Raw genomic sequence first — 14,550 nt, 5'->3', positions numbered from 1 at the left:
GCGATCATGACGATGACGGCCGTCGGACACGACGAAACCAGCGCGGTGCCCGCACGCGAAGAGCTCGTGGCGCGCGCCGCCGCACTCGTGCCGCTGCTCAGGCAGCACGCCGCCGAGACCGAGGAGCGGCGGCACCTGAGCGACGTGAGCCTCGCGGTGATCACCGAGGCCGGGTTCGCGCGACTGTGCGTACCCGTCGAGTACGGTGGCTACGGCCACGGCATCGGGACGCTGACCGAGGTGACGGCCGAACTGGGACGCGGCTGCGCCTCCACCGCCTGGGTGGTGGGAGTGAGTGGGCAGATCGCCATCACTCCGAAGAGCCCCGCCCTCAATTCCTTCCTGTACAGCGAGGGTCCGGACGCCTGGCTGTGCGGTTCGCTCAATCCAACTGCCGGCCGGGTGGAACCTGTCGACGGAGGAGTCCGGCTGACCGGGCGGTGGGGGTACGCCTCGGGCTGCACACATGCGCGGTGGGCGATGGTTCTGGCCACCGGCACCGTCGAGGAAGGCGGCCCGACCGTGCACGGCTTCGCCGTCCCGATGAGTGACCTGACCATCGACGAGGACTGGTGGGTCGCCGGTATGCGCGGCAGCGGCAGCCACACGATCGTCGCTTCGGACGTCTTCGTACCGACCGAACGGATCATCACCCCCAAGGGCCCCCGGACCGCGGAGCAGGAGATCCTGAGCGGGATCGGCGGATCGGCCATGATGGCGGGCCCGCTGCTCGGCGCCACGCACGGGGCGCTGGACGTCGTGCACCAGACGTTGGCGGCGAAGAAGAAGATCGTCTACAGCCGGTACCCCTCCGCTCCGGAGGCGGTGGTGACCCAGCTCTGGCTGGCCGAGGCGACGCAGCACCTGGACACCGCCCGGCTGCACACCCGCCGCGCGACCGACGCGATCGACGGGGCGGTCGCGTCGGGCACCGCCATGAGTCTGGTGGAGCGGGCCCGCGCGCGCATGGACGTCTCCACCGCGGTGGAGAGCTGCCGGCAGGCGATGTCACGGCTGCTCGACATCCACGGCGCGAGCGGGTTCGCCGAGGCCAACCCGCTGCAGCGCGCCTGGCGTGACCTGGAGGCCGCCGGCCGCCACGGTTTCCTCAACACGCAGTTGGCCCGCGAGGCCTACGGGCGGGCACTGACCGGTGTCGACGAGCCCATCGCCACGAACATCTGACGCCCGAACGCCGCATGAGCACGAACCCGAACGAGTTGAACAGGGGCGGAGACAACATGACGATCACAGCGACTCGCGCCGAATTCCGGGACGCCATGGCACACCTGGCGGCGGCTGTCAGCATTCTCACGACCGACGGCCCTGGCGGCCGGTGCGGAATCACACTGAGTGCCGTCTGCTCGGTCACGGACTCCCCGCCGACCGTCCTGGCGTGCGTCAACCGGAGCAGCGCCATGCACGACGTCTTCGTCAGCAATGGCCGGGTCGCGCTGAACGTCCTCGGCGGGGACCAGGCGGAGCTGGCGCGGCACTTCTCCGGAGCCACGAAAGTGGCGATGGACGAGCGCTTCGCCTGGGACATCTGGGCGTCGGCCGACCCGGTGCCGGTGCTGCGCGACGCGCCGGTGACCATGACCGGCACTCTGTCCGGGCGCACGCCGATGGGTTCGCACAGCGTTCTCTTCATCCGTGTGGAAGAGATCCACGTGCGGGGTGACGCCGACGGACTCGTCTACCACAACCGCGATTTTCACCGGCTGGGTTCGTGACGGGCCACCGCCGCCACCCCGCCCGGCCGGTTCAGGCGGACAGGGGGGGGCGGCGGTGACGTCGACTTCGACGAGGCAGCCCGGGGCGAAGAGCGCTGGGACGGGCACGAGTGTGCTGGCGGGGGCGGCGCGTACGCCCTCGCGCAGCGCCGGCACGATCACAGGCAGGACGTCGGGTGTAGCACCGAGGCGACCTTCGCCGCGGCCCGCGGCCCGCGACACGCTCCGCGGGTGGCTCGGCCGGCCGCCGCACATGATCGCCACCGCGGGGCCCGAGCACATCACCGCGCTGATGACCGCCCCCGACGCCGAACCCGGCTACCTCTGCTGGCCTGGCCCCTTACCTGAACCCGCCACCGCGGTCCCAAGTGCTCGCGAGATCGCCAGACTCGCCGTACGCAGCGCGATGCGACAAGCGATCTGAGTGCCCGCTTCGTCCGCTCCGACCAGCGAGACCGCACCCAGCGCCTTGCCGCCGCGGCCGAGGATGGGTGCGGCGACCGTCGACACCGTGGCCGGGCCGGTGTCCACTGGGTTGGGCACGGCCGCCGCGCACACACCCTCGGACCGGGTCATGGCCATCAACTGACGTACGCGGGCCGGGGCCGCGGCCCCGGCGAGTACGTCCTCGCGCACCCGTTCGGTCGCATAGGCCAGCAGGGCGATGCCGATCCCCGTGGTGTCCAGCGGGAGCCGTCCGCCCACGCGGTACTTCACGGCAACCGCGTCGTGCGCCGACAGGCGCTCCACCAGCACCGCCTCGTGGCCGTCGCGAACGGCGAGAAGGACGTGCTGGCGCGTTACGCGGTGCAGGTCCTGCATGAACGGCAGCGCGGCGGCACGCAGGCCGTGGCCGCGGGGAGCGAGCGATGCGATTTCCAGCATCTGCAGTCCCACGACGAACTCACCGTTCTCCAGACGTTCGAGAGCCCCCACGCCGACCAACTGCGCGGCGATCCTCGAGGTGGTGCTCTTGGGAAGGTCGGCGCGGGACGCGAGCGTCTTGAGCGGCAGGCTCTCCCCTGTGTGGGCGAATGCGCCCAGGACCTTGAACGCACGTTCAAGGATCGGCTCCCCCTGCGGCGGGCGTCCCGAGCGCCGCGTGTGATCCGCTGTACCACTCATCGAAACGGGCAGTGCTTGGCGGCAGTCACAGGGTGAATCCTAGCGCCGTGACATCCGAACATGATCACGTCCACACACCGGTGATGGCGCGGGAATCCCGCAGGGGGCCGCGCCCGGCGAGGTGCTGAGCGCAGCTGCCGTCGGCCGCCCCGGCGTGACCACCTACTACATGGCACTGGCCCAGCGCTGGGCCATGGAATCTGCCCGTACGCACGAAAGAGGAGCAATGGCGAGCAACCCCGCGGTCCGTGACGTCTTCGTCCCGCACGCGTACCCCGAGCAGCGGGTCGACCTCGGTGAGGTGACCATGAACTACGCCGAGGCCGGATCGTCGGACAAGCCGGCGCTGCTGCTGGTCCCCGAGCAGACCGGGTCGTGGTGGAGCTACGAGGAGGCGATGAGCCTGCTGTCTCCCGACTTCCACGTATACGCCGTCGACCTGCGCGGCCAAGGGCGCAGCACGTGGACGCCCAAGCGGTACAGCCTCGACAACTTCGGCAACGACCTTGTCCGGTTCATCGCCCTGGTCGTCAAGCGCCCGGTCATCGTCGCGGGCAACTCCTCGGGCGGTGTCCTGGCCGCATGGCTGTCGGCGTACGCCATGCCCGGCCAGACCCGGGGCGCGCTCTTGGAGGATGCGCCGTTGTTCTCCTCCGAACTGGTCCCGGCCATCGGGCACTCGATCCGGGAGGGCGCTGGACCGCTGTTCCAGTTGTACAGCACCTACCTCGGCGACCAATGGTCTGTCAACGACTGGCCCGGCTACCTCGAGGCCGTCAAGAAGTCCCCGTCCACGATGGTCCGGATCTTCGCCTCGCAGCTTTCCGGGAGGCAGGAGGAGCCGCCGCAAAACCTCAAGGAGTACGACCCCGAGTGGGCACGGGCGTTCCACGAGGGGACCGTCGCCCTCAACTGCCCGCACGACCGGATGCTCAGGCAGGTCAAGACGCCCGTGCTGGTCACCCACCACACGCGGTCCGTCGACCCGGACACGGGAGAGCCGCTCGGAGCGCTGTCCGACGAGCAGGCCGCGCACGCTGTCACGTTGATGCGGTCGGCTGGGGTGACGGTCGACTACCACTCGGCACCGGACGCGCCGCATGTCATGCACGAGCTTGATCCGCCCCGGTATGCACAGCTCCTCCGCGACTGGGCATCTACGCTGCCGGTCAGCTGACCATGGAACCGCCGCCGCGCGTCCGGGGCGGCTGATGCTGCACGTGTACCAGCCCGATGTCGCCGCCGACGCCGTCGCGAATACCGAACCGCGTTGTGCGGCCCCAGGGTTGGCGCCGACCTGGGTGGTAGCCTGCTCGGCTTGGTGCGTCTGGGAGTTTCCCAGCGGTTGTCCCTGTCGGCGCCGCCACATTCCGCGACATCTTCGACTGCACGCCCACCGGTCCCCGCGTCCGGTGTCGGCCTACTCGGCCCGCTGCGGAAAGGGGGCGAGCAAGGATGCCGGCGTTGTGTCCCAGGGGGCCGCGTTGCGGATCTCTAACCGAGCTGGGCGCGTCGGCAGGTTCCGGTAAATACGCGGCCGAGTTGGTCGTCCAGCGCGGCGAGGATCGCTGGTTTCGGTGTGCCGTCGGGGTCGATATGCGTGTGCAGGGCGAGTCCTTCGGCGAACGCGACGATGTGCAGGGCCTGGTCAGCCGCGTCGACCCCCTGAGGGACCTCGCCGCATACTTTGCCATTGTTGATGGCTCGGGCGACGCGTGAGCGGATGCCCACGAGGGTCTCTCTCTGGACGTTGGCAAGGCGGGCGTTGTGTGCGGCCTGGTCTGCAAAGGCGCGACGGACCAGGAATTCGGCGTGGCGGGCGTCGTCGAGCGGTATGAGCTCGGTCAGCGCCTGCCGCAGCATCTCGGCGATGGTGCGGCCTTCGGTCTCCCCTCGGTTCACCAGTTCGTCCACTCGTGCGGTGAAACGCCCGTTGACGCGGGTGAACGTGGCCAGCAGCATCTCGTCCTTTGCCGTGAAGTAGTGCTGCACCAGGCCGACGGACATGCCCGCTTCTGCGGCGGTCCGCGCGACGGTCACGGCGGTGAGGCCGTGTCGCACGATCAGGCGTTGGACGGCGTCGGTGATCTGCCCGTGGCGGGCGTCATGGTCGGCGACTCTCGGCACGTGGAGACGGTATCGCGTGCTATAACCGTACGTCTATATTGCTACTGGAGAGGGCCCGTGCGATGATCCGACGACGCGCAACTGGCTTGTTATATATGGGACTTGCTCTTGCTCTCCTGCTGCCACCTGGTATGGCCACCGCGGGCCAAACCAGTGACGGACAGACGGCTGGCAGCCGCCGCGACCCGGCCCTGCAGGCCCTGGTCGACCAGGTGGTGGCCGACCCGAACCCCAACCCAGGCGCCTTCCTGCGAGCCCGCCGCGGCTCGGACGACCGCTTCGGCGCGGCCGGCGTCGCCGACCGGTCCGCCGGCACGCCGATGGCACCGGACCTGAAGTTCCGCACCGGGAGCGTCACGAAAACCTTCACCGCAACGGTCGTCCTGCAACTCGTGGCCGAGCACCGGTTGCGACTCGACGACACCGTGCAGAGCCTGCTGCCCGACCAGGTCCGCACCGACAACGCACTGTCCGGTGCACCCATCACTGTCCGTCAGCTTCTCAACCACACGAGTGGGCTGTACGACTACATCGACGGGCTGCTTCCCCACTTCCGCAGGCTTGACCAGTACTGGCCCCGCGACCAGCTGATCAGCATCGGACTTGCCCAACCCCGGTACTTCCCGGCTCCCGGCACCCGATTCCGGTACTCCAACACCAACTACCTGCTACTCGACTTGATCGTCGAACGGGTCACCGACCGCGACCTGCGCACCAACCTCGAGCGCCGCGTCTTCGCGCCCCTCGGGCTGCGCGACACTGCATATCCGCTGGCGCAGACCACCATCGACGGAGCCCATGTACACGGCTACGCGGACGTTTCGCTCCTGCTGCCGAACGCGCCGGACCCCACCCGGTTCGACGTCACCGCGTTCAGTCCGTCCGAGGCTGGTGCATCGGGCGCCCTCGTCACGACCGCGGCCGACATCGCACGCTTCTACCGGGCCCTGCTGCAAGGCCGCCTCCTGTCCCCGGACCTGCTTCGCCGGATGCTCACCGACACGGTCCCCACAACCGGTAGCGCCCCGCCCGCTGTCGCCTACGGCCTGGGTGTCTACGTCTACGCCACCGGCTGCGGCCGTGCGTACGGCCACGGCGGCAGTGCACTCGGGTACCTGACCTTCGCCCTCAACAGCCGCGACGGGCACGACCAACTCGTCGCCCACACCAACTGGAACTCGTTCGCTGACACCGGGATCGACGAGGACTTCTGGGCTGCCTTCCAGGGGGGTTACTGCGGAAGGCATGGGTAGAGCAGGCTGCCTTCGGCATCGCGATCCCTGGAGGGCATGCGCGAGCTGCGCGTCCGCATCGGCGACATGGAGGAGGAGAGCTCAGCTGGCCGGCGCGGGCTTCCTTGACCAGCCGGGGGGTGGCGCCTTTCCGGGCCAGGCGCCTGGTCATGAGGGTGATGGCTGCCCAAGTGATCAAGGTCTCGGAGTGCTGGATGGTGCTGTTCCGCCCAGTCCACGAGCTTCCCGGCGTAAGCGGTGTCCGCCCACACAATCGTGATCTCGGGGTGCATCAGCCGCAGGCGGAAGAGCCATAACGGAGCGTCACTCGGCACGAAAGCTGAGCCAGAACCCTTAGAGGTGAACGACGCAGGTCGCCGCGGGCGGAGACCTGCATGGCGCGGAGCATCGCGGTGTCGATGTGGCCGCCGCGGATCAGCCGCGTCCGCGCGGGCCTGGATCTGCTGGAGGGCCCGGGTGAACACGCCATCCAGGGCGTAGCGACGAAAGCGGGTGCAGACCGTCTGCCATGAGCCGTGGCGACGTATCACCCCGCCATGATCCACCACCCAATGATCTTTGAAGACACCCTAATGCGGTCCCCGAGGGTGTCCGGTGGCGCCGGCCGTGTCCTGGGGGCCCAGGCGCGGGGTCGTGGTGATGCCGAATTCCTGGTGCAGGGCGGCTTTGGCCGCGAGGTGCCCGCACATACCGTGCACACCGGGGCCGGGGGGCGTCGACGCCGAGCACAGGTACACCCCGGGCAGGGGCGTGCGGTACGGATTCCAGGCGGGGACCGGCCGGAATACGGACTGGGTGAGGGTGATGGCTCCCGCACCGATGTCGCCGCCGGGATAGTTCGGGTTGTACGTCTCGTACTCGGCGGCCGGCACACCGCGCGCCGCGATCACCGTGTCGGTGAAGCCCGGCGCGTACCGCTCGATGCGACGGGTGATCAGCGGCACCAGGTCCCGGGTATCGCCGTTGGGCAGGTGCGCGTAGGCCCACACCGGGCGGCGCCCGCCCGCGGCGCGGCCGGGATCGGTGACGGCGGGGTCGACCAGGAGCACGAACGGCTCCTGGGTGGCCACGCCCCGGGTCGCCGCGTTCTCCGCCGCGAGCATGTCGGCGCGGGCGCCTCCCAGGTGCACGGTCCCGGCCCGTCCCACCTCCGGGTCGGCCCATGGGATGGGCTCGCTGACCAGGAAGTCGGCCTTTGCCGCGCCGGGGCCGTAGCGGAAGCGGTCCAACGCGCGGCGGTAGCGCGGCGGCAGCCGGTCGCCGGCCAGCGAGAGCAGGCCGTGGGGTGTGGTGTCCAGCATGATCACCCGGGCGTCGAGTTCGGCGAGGTCGGTGACCCGGTGACCGGTGTGCACCGTGCCGCCGTGCGTCCGCAGGTCGTCGACCAGAGCCTCGGCGATGCGGACACTGCCGCCTTGGGGCAGCGGCCAGCCGGTCGTGTGCGCCAGGTGTCCGAGCAGCAGCGCGATGGCCCCGGCGGGCGGGCTGGGCAGTCGGCTCACCGCGTGTGCCGCCACCCCGGTGAGCAGCGCTCGGGCGGCCTCGGTGCGCAGCCCGTCGGACCGCAGGAGGTGCCCGAGCACACGCGTGCCGAGCAGCAGCGGGGCGGTGACGTCGCGTGGCAGGGACCGCAGGCCGGACAGCAGGAAGTCGGTCACGCCCGTGCTGTGCCGCACCAGCGGTGCCATCAGCCGCCGCCAGCGGCGCCCGTCCGGGCCGAGCCGGTCGCAGGTTCTGGCGAGCTCGTGGTGGGCGAACGCGGCGCTGCCGCCGTCCAGGGGGTGTGCGTAGGCGATGGGCGCCCGCAGCAGCGGGACGCCACGGGCCGGGAGGTCGAACTCCCGGAAGAAGGCCGACGCGGCCGCCAGGGGGTGCACGGCCGCGCAGAGGTCGTGCCGAGGTGGCCGGCCGCCCGCCTTCTACTGCGAGGTGTGCGAGCGGCGCGACATCGTTGTCAGACTGCGTGATCATGGCGGTGGCGCGGTCCTTCTCCTCCTGTGTCAGCGCGCGGTTGTCCTTCTGCGCGTCCCACAGCAGTGTGGCGAGGACCGTCACCCTGACCGTGCTCGCGGAGTCGAACCTCCGGTCCGCGTCCAGGGCGCAGGCGGTGTTCGTGGTGCGGTCGTGGAGGCTGATCGCCGTGGTGGCGGGGGAGCCGTCCAGGGCCGCGTTGATGTCCTTGGAGAGCTCGTCGGCGAGTTCGGGCTTGTCCGAGGTGCAGATCGCCGTCTGCGGGTGGCTGCGTGAGCCGACCCCACCGAGGCGATGGTCGGTACGAGCGCTCCTGCATGACGCCTTCCCGTGGCCCTGCCGTGACAGGGTGCGGCGCGCCCCGGCCCCACATCATGCCGGCCGACGCTCACGTGCCCAGTAAGGCAGGTGAGCGTTGAGCGGCCTGTCGAGGGCCCCTCGTCGCGGAGCGGCTGTCAGTTGGCGCCAGAGGCTGTGCAGAGCTTGAAGGTGAGGTCCCCGGAGTTGGTCCCGGTGTCTGCCACCACGCGGACCCGGGACCCAACCCACACGGCGTGACGCGCCACACCCACGATGCTGCCCTGCAGCCGGAATCCTTCGCTCATGTCGATGGTGAAGAGCTTGCGGGGCGCGTCGTTCCGGCGGACCAGCGAGCGGCTGACGGTCCCGGTGCCTGAACTGCGCTCCAACTCCAGATCGGGAGAGCCGCAGGCAGGGCAGAACACGCGTCGGAAGGTGGGTGAGCGGCACCATCGGCAGCGCTGGAAGTGGAGGGTGCCGTCCTTGAGTCCGCCGAAGCAGTCCCGCCGGCTGTGGTCGGCGAGCCGGGTTTGTTCGGGCTGGGCTACGTCGACGCTCTGTGTCGTCCGGTCGGCGAGCAGGGGCGCGGAGAGCAGGTCGAAGATCTCAAGGGGGGACATCGTTGACATGAACGTCACCTCCGGAAGCGTAGGTGTCCAGTGCGGATCGGTGGCGGCGGGCCGTACGTCTCCGCCGCCCTCCGTGGGGCTCCGTGCGACGAGATCGTCAGGTCAGGGAAGTGGCGCCCAGTGTGGCGGCCGGCGCTCGCGGAAGGCGAGCATTCCCTCCGCGGCTTCCTCGGAGGCGAACAGTTCGGCGGAGAGCGTCACCATTGCGGTGCCATGCTGGTTGAGGGACTCGAGCGTTCGTGCGGTGGTGAGCCTTTTCGATGCGCGCAGGCCCTGGGGGGAGCACAACCGCAGGGCCGCGGCGAGGCGGGCGACCGTCTCGTCGACGCCGGCGGCGTCGGGCGCGGCGCAGGTCAGCAGGCCCATGTGGGCGGCCGTGGTGCCGTCGAAAGTCTCCCCGGTGACAAAGTAGCGTCCCGCCGCACGCTGGTCGATGCGGGGCAGCACGGTCAGGGAAATGATCGCGGGGGCGAGGCCGAGGCGTACTTCGGAAAAGGAGAAGGTCACCCCGGCGGGGGCCACCGCGATGTCGGCCGCTCCGATCAGGCCGATCCCGCCCGCTCGGGCGTTGCCCCGCAGATGCGCGATGACCGGGACCGGGAACTCCACGATGCGGCGCAGCAGGCCCAGTAGCGCTTCGGTGCCCCGTTGCATGCCCCCGTCTGCCGCCTCCTTGAGGTCTGCGCCCGCGCAGAAGGTGGGGCCCGTGTGGGTGAGGACCACAGCCCGGATCGTGGGGTGCGACGCCTGGGTGAGGCAGCCGTGCAACTCCTCGACGAGCGCCGCGGACAGGGCGTTGCGGTTGGCCGGGGAGTCGAGCGTGATGGTGGCGATGTCCTCGTCAATGGTGAGCTTCACGAGGGGTTCGGCCGCTACAGCCATGTCATCTCCTTGGTGATCGGGGGAAACGGGCAACGGTGTATGGCACAGGTCGTGCGAGTGCTCAGGGCCGCTCTGGGCGCGCGGTGGCCATGTCCTCCTTCCCTCGCGGGTGCCGGTGCGGCCTGCTCGGGCCGTGGCGCGAAACCGACCCTGGACAGCATGTGTTAACGATCGCTAGCATCGCAAGAGTTAGTGAGCGTTAACTAATGCACATGTAACGCTCATGCTGAAGAACGTGCGTCACGCCCCGGTATGTCTGTTGTCGGGCCGCGCAAGGAGGCAGCGTTGAGCACAGCACGCTGTGACCGCGCCCTTCGACGGAACGGTCACCGAGCTGCGCGTCGCGCCGGACGCCACCGTGGTCCTGGACGAAGTCCTCGCGGTCGTCGAGCCCGCGAAGGCCGGCCCCGGGAGAACGGGGAGGCCGTAGCGTGACGTCGCTCGCCGGATCCGCCCCACAGTGCCGCCCCGGTCGATACCAGCGTGTGGACGGCCGGGCGACTCGGCCGCCCCAGTGTTTCCCGCACGGTGCGCGCTCTGGCCGGACAGCGCGCTGATCCCCACCGACTCCAGAGCCGCCCCGCGGCGGACCACTCGGGGCGGCACGCGTTTCCGTACGACAACGTCCGGGAGATGGGAAAGCTGGGACTGTTCGGGCTGCCGTTTCCCGAGGAATACGGGGGCATGGGCGGGGACTACCTCGCGCTCTGCCTGGTCCTGGAGGAGCTGGCTCGGGTCGACTCCTCCGTGGCCATCACCCTGGAGGCGGGCGTGTCGCTCGGTGCCATGCCCCTCTACCTCTTCGGCGCCCCGGAGCAGAAGACCACATGGCTGCCCCGGCTGTGCGCGGGTGAGATCCTCGGCGCGTTCGGGCTCACCGAGCCGGGAGGTGGCTCCGACGCCGGAGCCACCCGGACGACGGCGCGCCTGGACGAGGCCACGAACGAGTGGGTGATCAACGGCAGCAAGTGCTTCATCACCAATGCCGGTACCGACATCACCGCCCTGATCACCATCACGGCGGTCACCGGCACCACGGCGTCCGGGGGCAAGGAGATCAGCGCGATCATCGTCCCCTCCGGCACTCCGGGCCTGACCGTGGCAGCGCCGTACTCCAAGGTCGGCTGGAACGCCTCCGACACCAGGGAGCTGTCCTTCGACGATGTCCGCGTTCCAGCGGAGAACCTGCTCGGCCCCTTCAAGAAGGAAGCCGCGCTCGCCAAGCTCCTCAGCTCCAGCCGTGGCGGAACGGCACGGGAGTACAGACCCGGTCCTAGTCGGCCTGGTGACACAACTCGCCCGGCGAGGAAACCGTTGTTGAGGACGCTGCGGTGCGACAGCGTCGCCCCCCTGGGAACACCAGTCGTCCCCGACGTGTACTGGATGTTGATCGGGTCATCCGGGCTCAACGCGGCACTGGCTTCGGCAAGCTCTCGATAGGTCCATCGACGACCCGTTGCCACGTCCACCAGGGCTTCCCGATCTCCGAAGGCGGCCACGGTGCGATCGAAGTTCGCGCCAACGGTTTCACCCCACAAGGGCTCTCCGAGGTGTCCGAGGCGTAGCTGAAGCGCGGTGCGGCCATGAGGACTCCGTGTTCACTTTCGGGATTGACGCTTCATGTGCTACGAGGGCCGGGGCCTCGGCGTCCTCGTTGACGCACACAGTCCCCGTCCGGCGGGCCGCCTGAAGGACGGTGCAGACGTGCCGGCCGACCTCAGGACGAGTCCTGCACGGAAATCTGCGCCCAGACCGAGGTGCCCTTCGCGTCTGGTGATGCGTGGCGTATCCCGCAGGTGGTCGTGAGGGCCTGGATGAGCTGTAGACCCCGGCCACTTGTTGAGTCTTCGGAGGGTGTGTCGTCGGAGTGGCGCGGCTGCCATGTGCCGTGGTCCTTGACTTCGAGCTGCACGTTCTCGTGGTCCAAGACCAGGAGAACGGCCACCTCGTCGCTGCCACTGTGGGCGAGCACGTTGGTCACCAATTCGCTCACGATGAGTGTCAAGACTTCCACGGTGTCATCTGGGAGTGCCCACTGCCGGGCTGTGGTCTTTGTGAGCTTGCGAAATGCGCGGACACTCTCGGGTGTCACGTCCGCGCTGCAGCTGGATGCTCGGCGCGATGCTGTCGGCCTCGGAGCCTGCCGTGGCCTTGCTGTGAGGGGCTGGACGATCATGCGCCCTCCCGTGGTGGCTCGGGTGGCGGATGGGGTGGTCAGGTTGGTCGTCTCCTGGCCACGGGGCTGGGTCGGTACACCCGCTCGCTGCTCACCTCCGTGCTTGCCGGAGCGGCTGCTCGAGAAGGATTGTGCGTATCGACTGATCGGTACAGTACTCCCTCGGTCTGGCTGAGTCAAAGACCGTCTGATATGGATCTCTATACCGTTCGATCGGTACACGTGGGGGAGGTGAGTCCGCCGCTCGCGCGACGGACTCACCAGTAAGCTCCACCTGAGCGCGGACGGCTGGTGCCGCCGCTTTCCCTGGTCGTCATCGGCGGCCATGGCGAATCGCGCGAAACAGGTGGGGGTCGGCCCAGCGCGCTCCGGACGGCGGAATGGTGTCTGCGGCCCCGCCGGCCTACGCCGGTGGTGACGGTCGTACTTCTCGTAGCCGATGTGGCCGGTCGTCTCACCGGCGAGGGCGGTCTCGGTGACAGCTTGCTCAGCTACTGCTTCTCGCGCTCAACCTCGAGCGGAAACGTCAGTCATGCGCGGTCACTCCACGATCCAGCTCCACCGCCGGCTGTACCCGCCCGGGACGCCGGTCATGACGGCCGAGGAGCCTCTCGATGACCACGGCGGAGAGACAGAGGAGCGCCGCGAGTACGGCGAAGACGGGGAAGACCGAGGTGTCGGACCACATTGTCGCCCCTGCGCCCACGAGGAGGGTGGGCACGATAAGAGCGGTGTAGGCGATGAGGTAGAACGCCGACATGACAGCGCCGCGGCGCTCGGCGGGGATGTGTGTGGTCAGGTGGCGGAGGGATCCGCCGAACGCGAGTCCGTAGGCGCCGCCTTGGAGTGCGACGGTCACGGCGATGAGGACAGCGTGGCCCGTCGCGAACGCGCCTACCCCGGCGATCATGAGCACCGCGAGCGCCGTATCGCCGATGAGCGCGACCGTTCGGGCCGGATAGCGGCCGCCGATGGTCTGAGCGATTGCGGCGGTCACTGTCAAGGCCGCGATGATGATGCCGCCGAACAGCGGTCCGTCGATGTGCGCGGCATGGGAGGCGATCGACGGCTCGAGGGAGAAGCACACTCCGAGCACGGCCCAGGCGGCGCTGGCGCCGATCACGGCGAAGGTGAAGCGTCCGCGAATCTCCCCGGGCACTTCCGGCCGCGGAATCCTCAGAGGCGCGGTGCTGATCGAGGGGTGCGGTTCACGCATCCGCACGATGAGGATGAGCAGGATGAACGCGATGAGGGCGTCGGCGAGGTAGGGGATGAGCAGGGGGTGGAAGTCGATCTGGGCGAGAGTCGCGGTGCCGAGTGCTGCGATGGCGATGCCGAGGTTGAACGCGATGGCGGTCAGCGTCCCGGTCCGCGCCGCGATGTCCGGGTGCACGTCCAGCAGGGCGGCGCCGCCGACGACGACGATCGCGCCGATGCCGAGACCGTTGAGCATCCGGGCCACAACCAGGTACGCGGGACTGGCGGCGAAGACGAAGACCGCGAGCCCGATGAGTACGAGAAGCACCGCGATGATCAGGACTGGTCGGCGGCCGAAGCGGTCGGACAGGGGGCCGGAGGCCAGGATGGCCACCAGTGCCACGGCTCCGTACGCGCCGAAGATGATGGTGGTCAGTACGGGCGGGTAGTGCCACTTCTCGGCATAGATGGAGTACAGCGGCGAGGGGATGGCCGAGGTCCCCTGCCCGAGCATGAGGAGGACAAGGAGGGTGGGGTAGCGCCATCTCTGCGGGTGGCGCGTTGAGGATGTCTGCAAAGCGACTCCTGATATGTTTGACCTACGTCGTACTTCGGGGATGCTAGGCACAAGTACGATGCGCGTCAAACTTTGGAGGTGTGATGTCGTCCTGGGAGACTCCCGCCGATCGGCTGCCGCCCGTCGGCAACGTGCAGAAGCTGCTGCGCGCCCTGGCAGATCCCGTCCGTCTGGAGATGGTGCGGCGCCTGGCCGTCAGCCTCGATGGTGAGGGGCCGTGCGGGGACCTCTACGAGGATCTGAGCAAGTCGACGGCCACGCATCACTTCAAGGTCTTGGTGGACGCGGGTGTTCTTCGGCCTGTCATGGTCGGCGGGGCGCGGGGCCACCGGCTGCGACGTGATGACCTGCAGGAAGCGATTCCTGGACTGCTGGACGCGATTGTCGACGCGCTGCTACGGGAGGGATCGGTCACGGCGCCCTGAGTCGTCCGACCGGATCCAAAGGAGCCGTCGGGCCAGTTCATCCGGAGTGTGCGCGCCGCGGTCTCCGGATGGCCCCGACCCCCGGACAAGCGAGCTCAGGTACTGAAGGTGGCTGGTGTCGGACAATCCCGGCCGGAAGTAACGAGGTACGCGCC

The 14,550-nt window shown here is 69.1% G+C and carries 13 protein-coding genes and 3 pseudogenes; 7 read left to right on the top strand and 9 right to left on the bottom strand.

Annotated elements, in window-relative coordinates:
• Positions 1-6 precede the first annotated feature (6 nt).
• Both PS467_RS00795 and PS467_RS00790 read left to right on the top strand, forming a co-directional pair.
• Positions 7-1,185: an acyl-CoA dehydrogenase family protein gene (locus PS467_RS00795; RefSeq protein ID WP_311033455.1), complete on the top strand. Its 1,179-nt coding sequence runs from the start codon at positions 7-9 to the stop codon at positions 1,183-1,185.
• A 56-nt stretch (positions 1,186-1,241) separates the two neighbouring features.
• On the top strand, positions 1,242-1,733 hold the full coding sequence (locus PS467_RS00790; protein WP_311033454.1) for a flavin reductase: 492 nt from the start codon (positions 1,242-1,244) through the stop codon (positions 1,731-1,733).
• 318 nt (positions 1,734-2,051) lie between these two features.
• Here the strand turns inward: PS467_RS00790 and PS467_RS00785 are convergent, their stop codons facing one another.
• Positions 2,052-2,858, bottom strand: coding sequence for an IclR family transcriptional regulator (locus tag PS467_RS00785; protein WP_311033453.1), 807 nt, complete (start codon positions 2,856-2,858; stop codon positions 2,052-2,054).
• Positions 2,859-3,084: 226 nt separating this feature from the next.
• Here PS467_RS00785 and PS467_RS00780 point away from each other — a divergent pair, with 226 nt between their 5' ends.
• Positions 3,085-4,035 carry an alpha/beta fold hydrolase gene (locus tag PS467_RS00780; RefSeq protein ID WP_311033452.1) on the top strand — a complete coding sequence of 317 codons (951 nt, stop codon included), beginning with the start codon at positions 3,085-3,087 and terminating at the stop codon, positions 4,033-4,035.
• Between the two features lie 317 nt (positions 4,036-4,352).
• Here PS467_RS00780 and PS467_RS00775 read toward each other — a convergent pair whose 3' ends face one another.
• Positions 4,353-4,985, bottom strand: coding sequence for a TetR/AcrR family transcriptional regulator (locus tag PS467_RS00775; RefSeq protein ID WP_311033451.1), 633 nt, complete (start codon positions 4,983-4,985; stop codon positions 4,353-4,355).
• A 95-nt stretch (positions 4,986-5,080) separates the two neighbouring features.
• Here PS467_RS00775 and PS467_RS00770 point away from each other — a divergent pair, with 95 nt between their 5' ends.
• Complete coding sequence (locus PS467_RS00770) at positions 5,081-6,238, top strand: serine hydrolase domain-containing protein (protein WP_311033450.1); 1,158 nt, start codon at positions 5,081-5,083, stop codon at positions 6,236-6,238.
• A gap of 569 nt (positions 6,239-6,807) precedes the next feature.
• Here the strand turns inward: PS467_RS00770 and PS467_RS00760 are convergent.
• From PS467_RS00760 to PS467_RS00750, 4 genes and pseudogenes are all read right to left on the bottom strand, one after another.
• Positions 6,808-8,115: a phytoene desaturase family protein gene (locus tag PS467_RS00760; protein ID WP_311033449.1), complete on the bottom strand. Its 1,308-nt coding sequence runs from the start codon at positions 8,113-8,115 to the stop codon at positions 6,808-6,810.
• 175 nt (positions 8,116-8,290) lie between these two features.
• Positions 8,291-8,374, bottom strand: a pseudogene (locus PS467_RS42310) (serine hydrolase); the annotation flags it as partial.
• Between the two features lie 290 nt (positions 8,375-8,664).
• Positions 8,665-9,138: a Zn-ribbon domain-containing OB-fold protein gene (locus PS467_RS00755; RefSeq protein WP_311033448.1), complete on the bottom strand. Its 474-nt coding sequence runs from the start codon at positions 9,136-9,138 to the stop codon at positions 8,665-8,667.
• Between the two features lie 102 nt (positions 9,139-9,240).
• The gene (locus PS467_RS00750) at positions 9,241-10,020 is read right to left on the bottom strand and encodes an enoyl-CoA hydratase family protein (RefSeq protein WP_311033447.1); all 780 of its coding nucleotides are present in this window, start codon (positions 10,018-10,020) and stop codon (positions 9,241-9,243) included.
• A gap of 301 nt (positions 10,021-10,321) precedes the next feature.
• Between PS467_RS00750 and PS467_RS00745 the strand changes: the two genes are divergently transcribed.
• Positions 10,322-10,450, top strand: coding sequence for a hypothetical protein (locus tag PS467_RS00745; RefSeq protein WP_311033446.1), 129 nt, complete (start codon positions 10,322-10,324; stop codon positions 10,448-10,450).
• Between the two features lie 107 nt (positions 10,451-10,557).
• A pseudogene (locus PS467_RS00740) lies at positions 10,558-11,214 on the top strand (acyl-CoA dehydrogenase family protein); the annotation flags it as partial.
• 161 nt (positions 11,215-11,375) lie between these two features.
• Here PS467_RS00740 and PS467_RS00735 read toward each other — a convergent pair.
• The 3 genes and pseudogenes from PS467_RS00735 to PS467_RS00725 form a co-directional block, all read right to left on the bottom strand.
• Positions 11,376-11,483 (bottom strand): annotated as a pseudogene (locus PS467_RS00735) (hypothetical protein); the annotation flags it as partial.
• Between the two features lie 254 nt (positions 11,484-11,737).
• The gene (locus PS467_RS00730; protein WP_311033445.1) at positions 11,738-12,196 is read right to left on the bottom strand and encodes an ATP-binding protein; all 459 of its coding nucleotides are present in this window, start codon (positions 12,194-12,196) and stop codon (positions 11,738-11,740) included.
• A 526-nt stretch (positions 12,197-12,722) separates the two neighbouring features.
• Positions 12,723-13,907: an MFS transporter gene (locus PS467_RS00725; protein ID WP_311033444.1), complete on the bottom strand. Its 1,185-nt coding sequence runs from the start codon at positions 13,905-13,907 to the stop codon at positions 12,723-12,725.
• Positions 13,908-14,053: 146 nt separating this feature from the next.
• Here PS467_RS00725 and PS467_RS00720 point away from each other — a divergent pair, with 146 nt between their 5' ends.
• On the top strand, positions 14,054-14,395 hold the full coding sequence (locus PS467_RS00720) for an ArsR/SmtB family transcription factor (RefSeq protein WP_311033443.1): 342 nt from the start codon (positions 14,054-14,056) through the stop codon (positions 14,393-14,395).
• Positions 14,396-14,550 lie beyond the last annotated feature (155 nt).

This window comes from Streptomyces luomodiensis (assembly GCF_031679605.1).
GTDB classification, from domain to species: Bacteria; Actinomycetota; Actinomycetes; order Streptomycetales; family Streptomycetaceae; genus Streptomyces; species Streptomyces luomodiensis.
The sequence above is the reverse complement of the archived record's forward strand: the minus strand, read 5'-3'. Positions and strand labels throughout refer to the sequence as shown.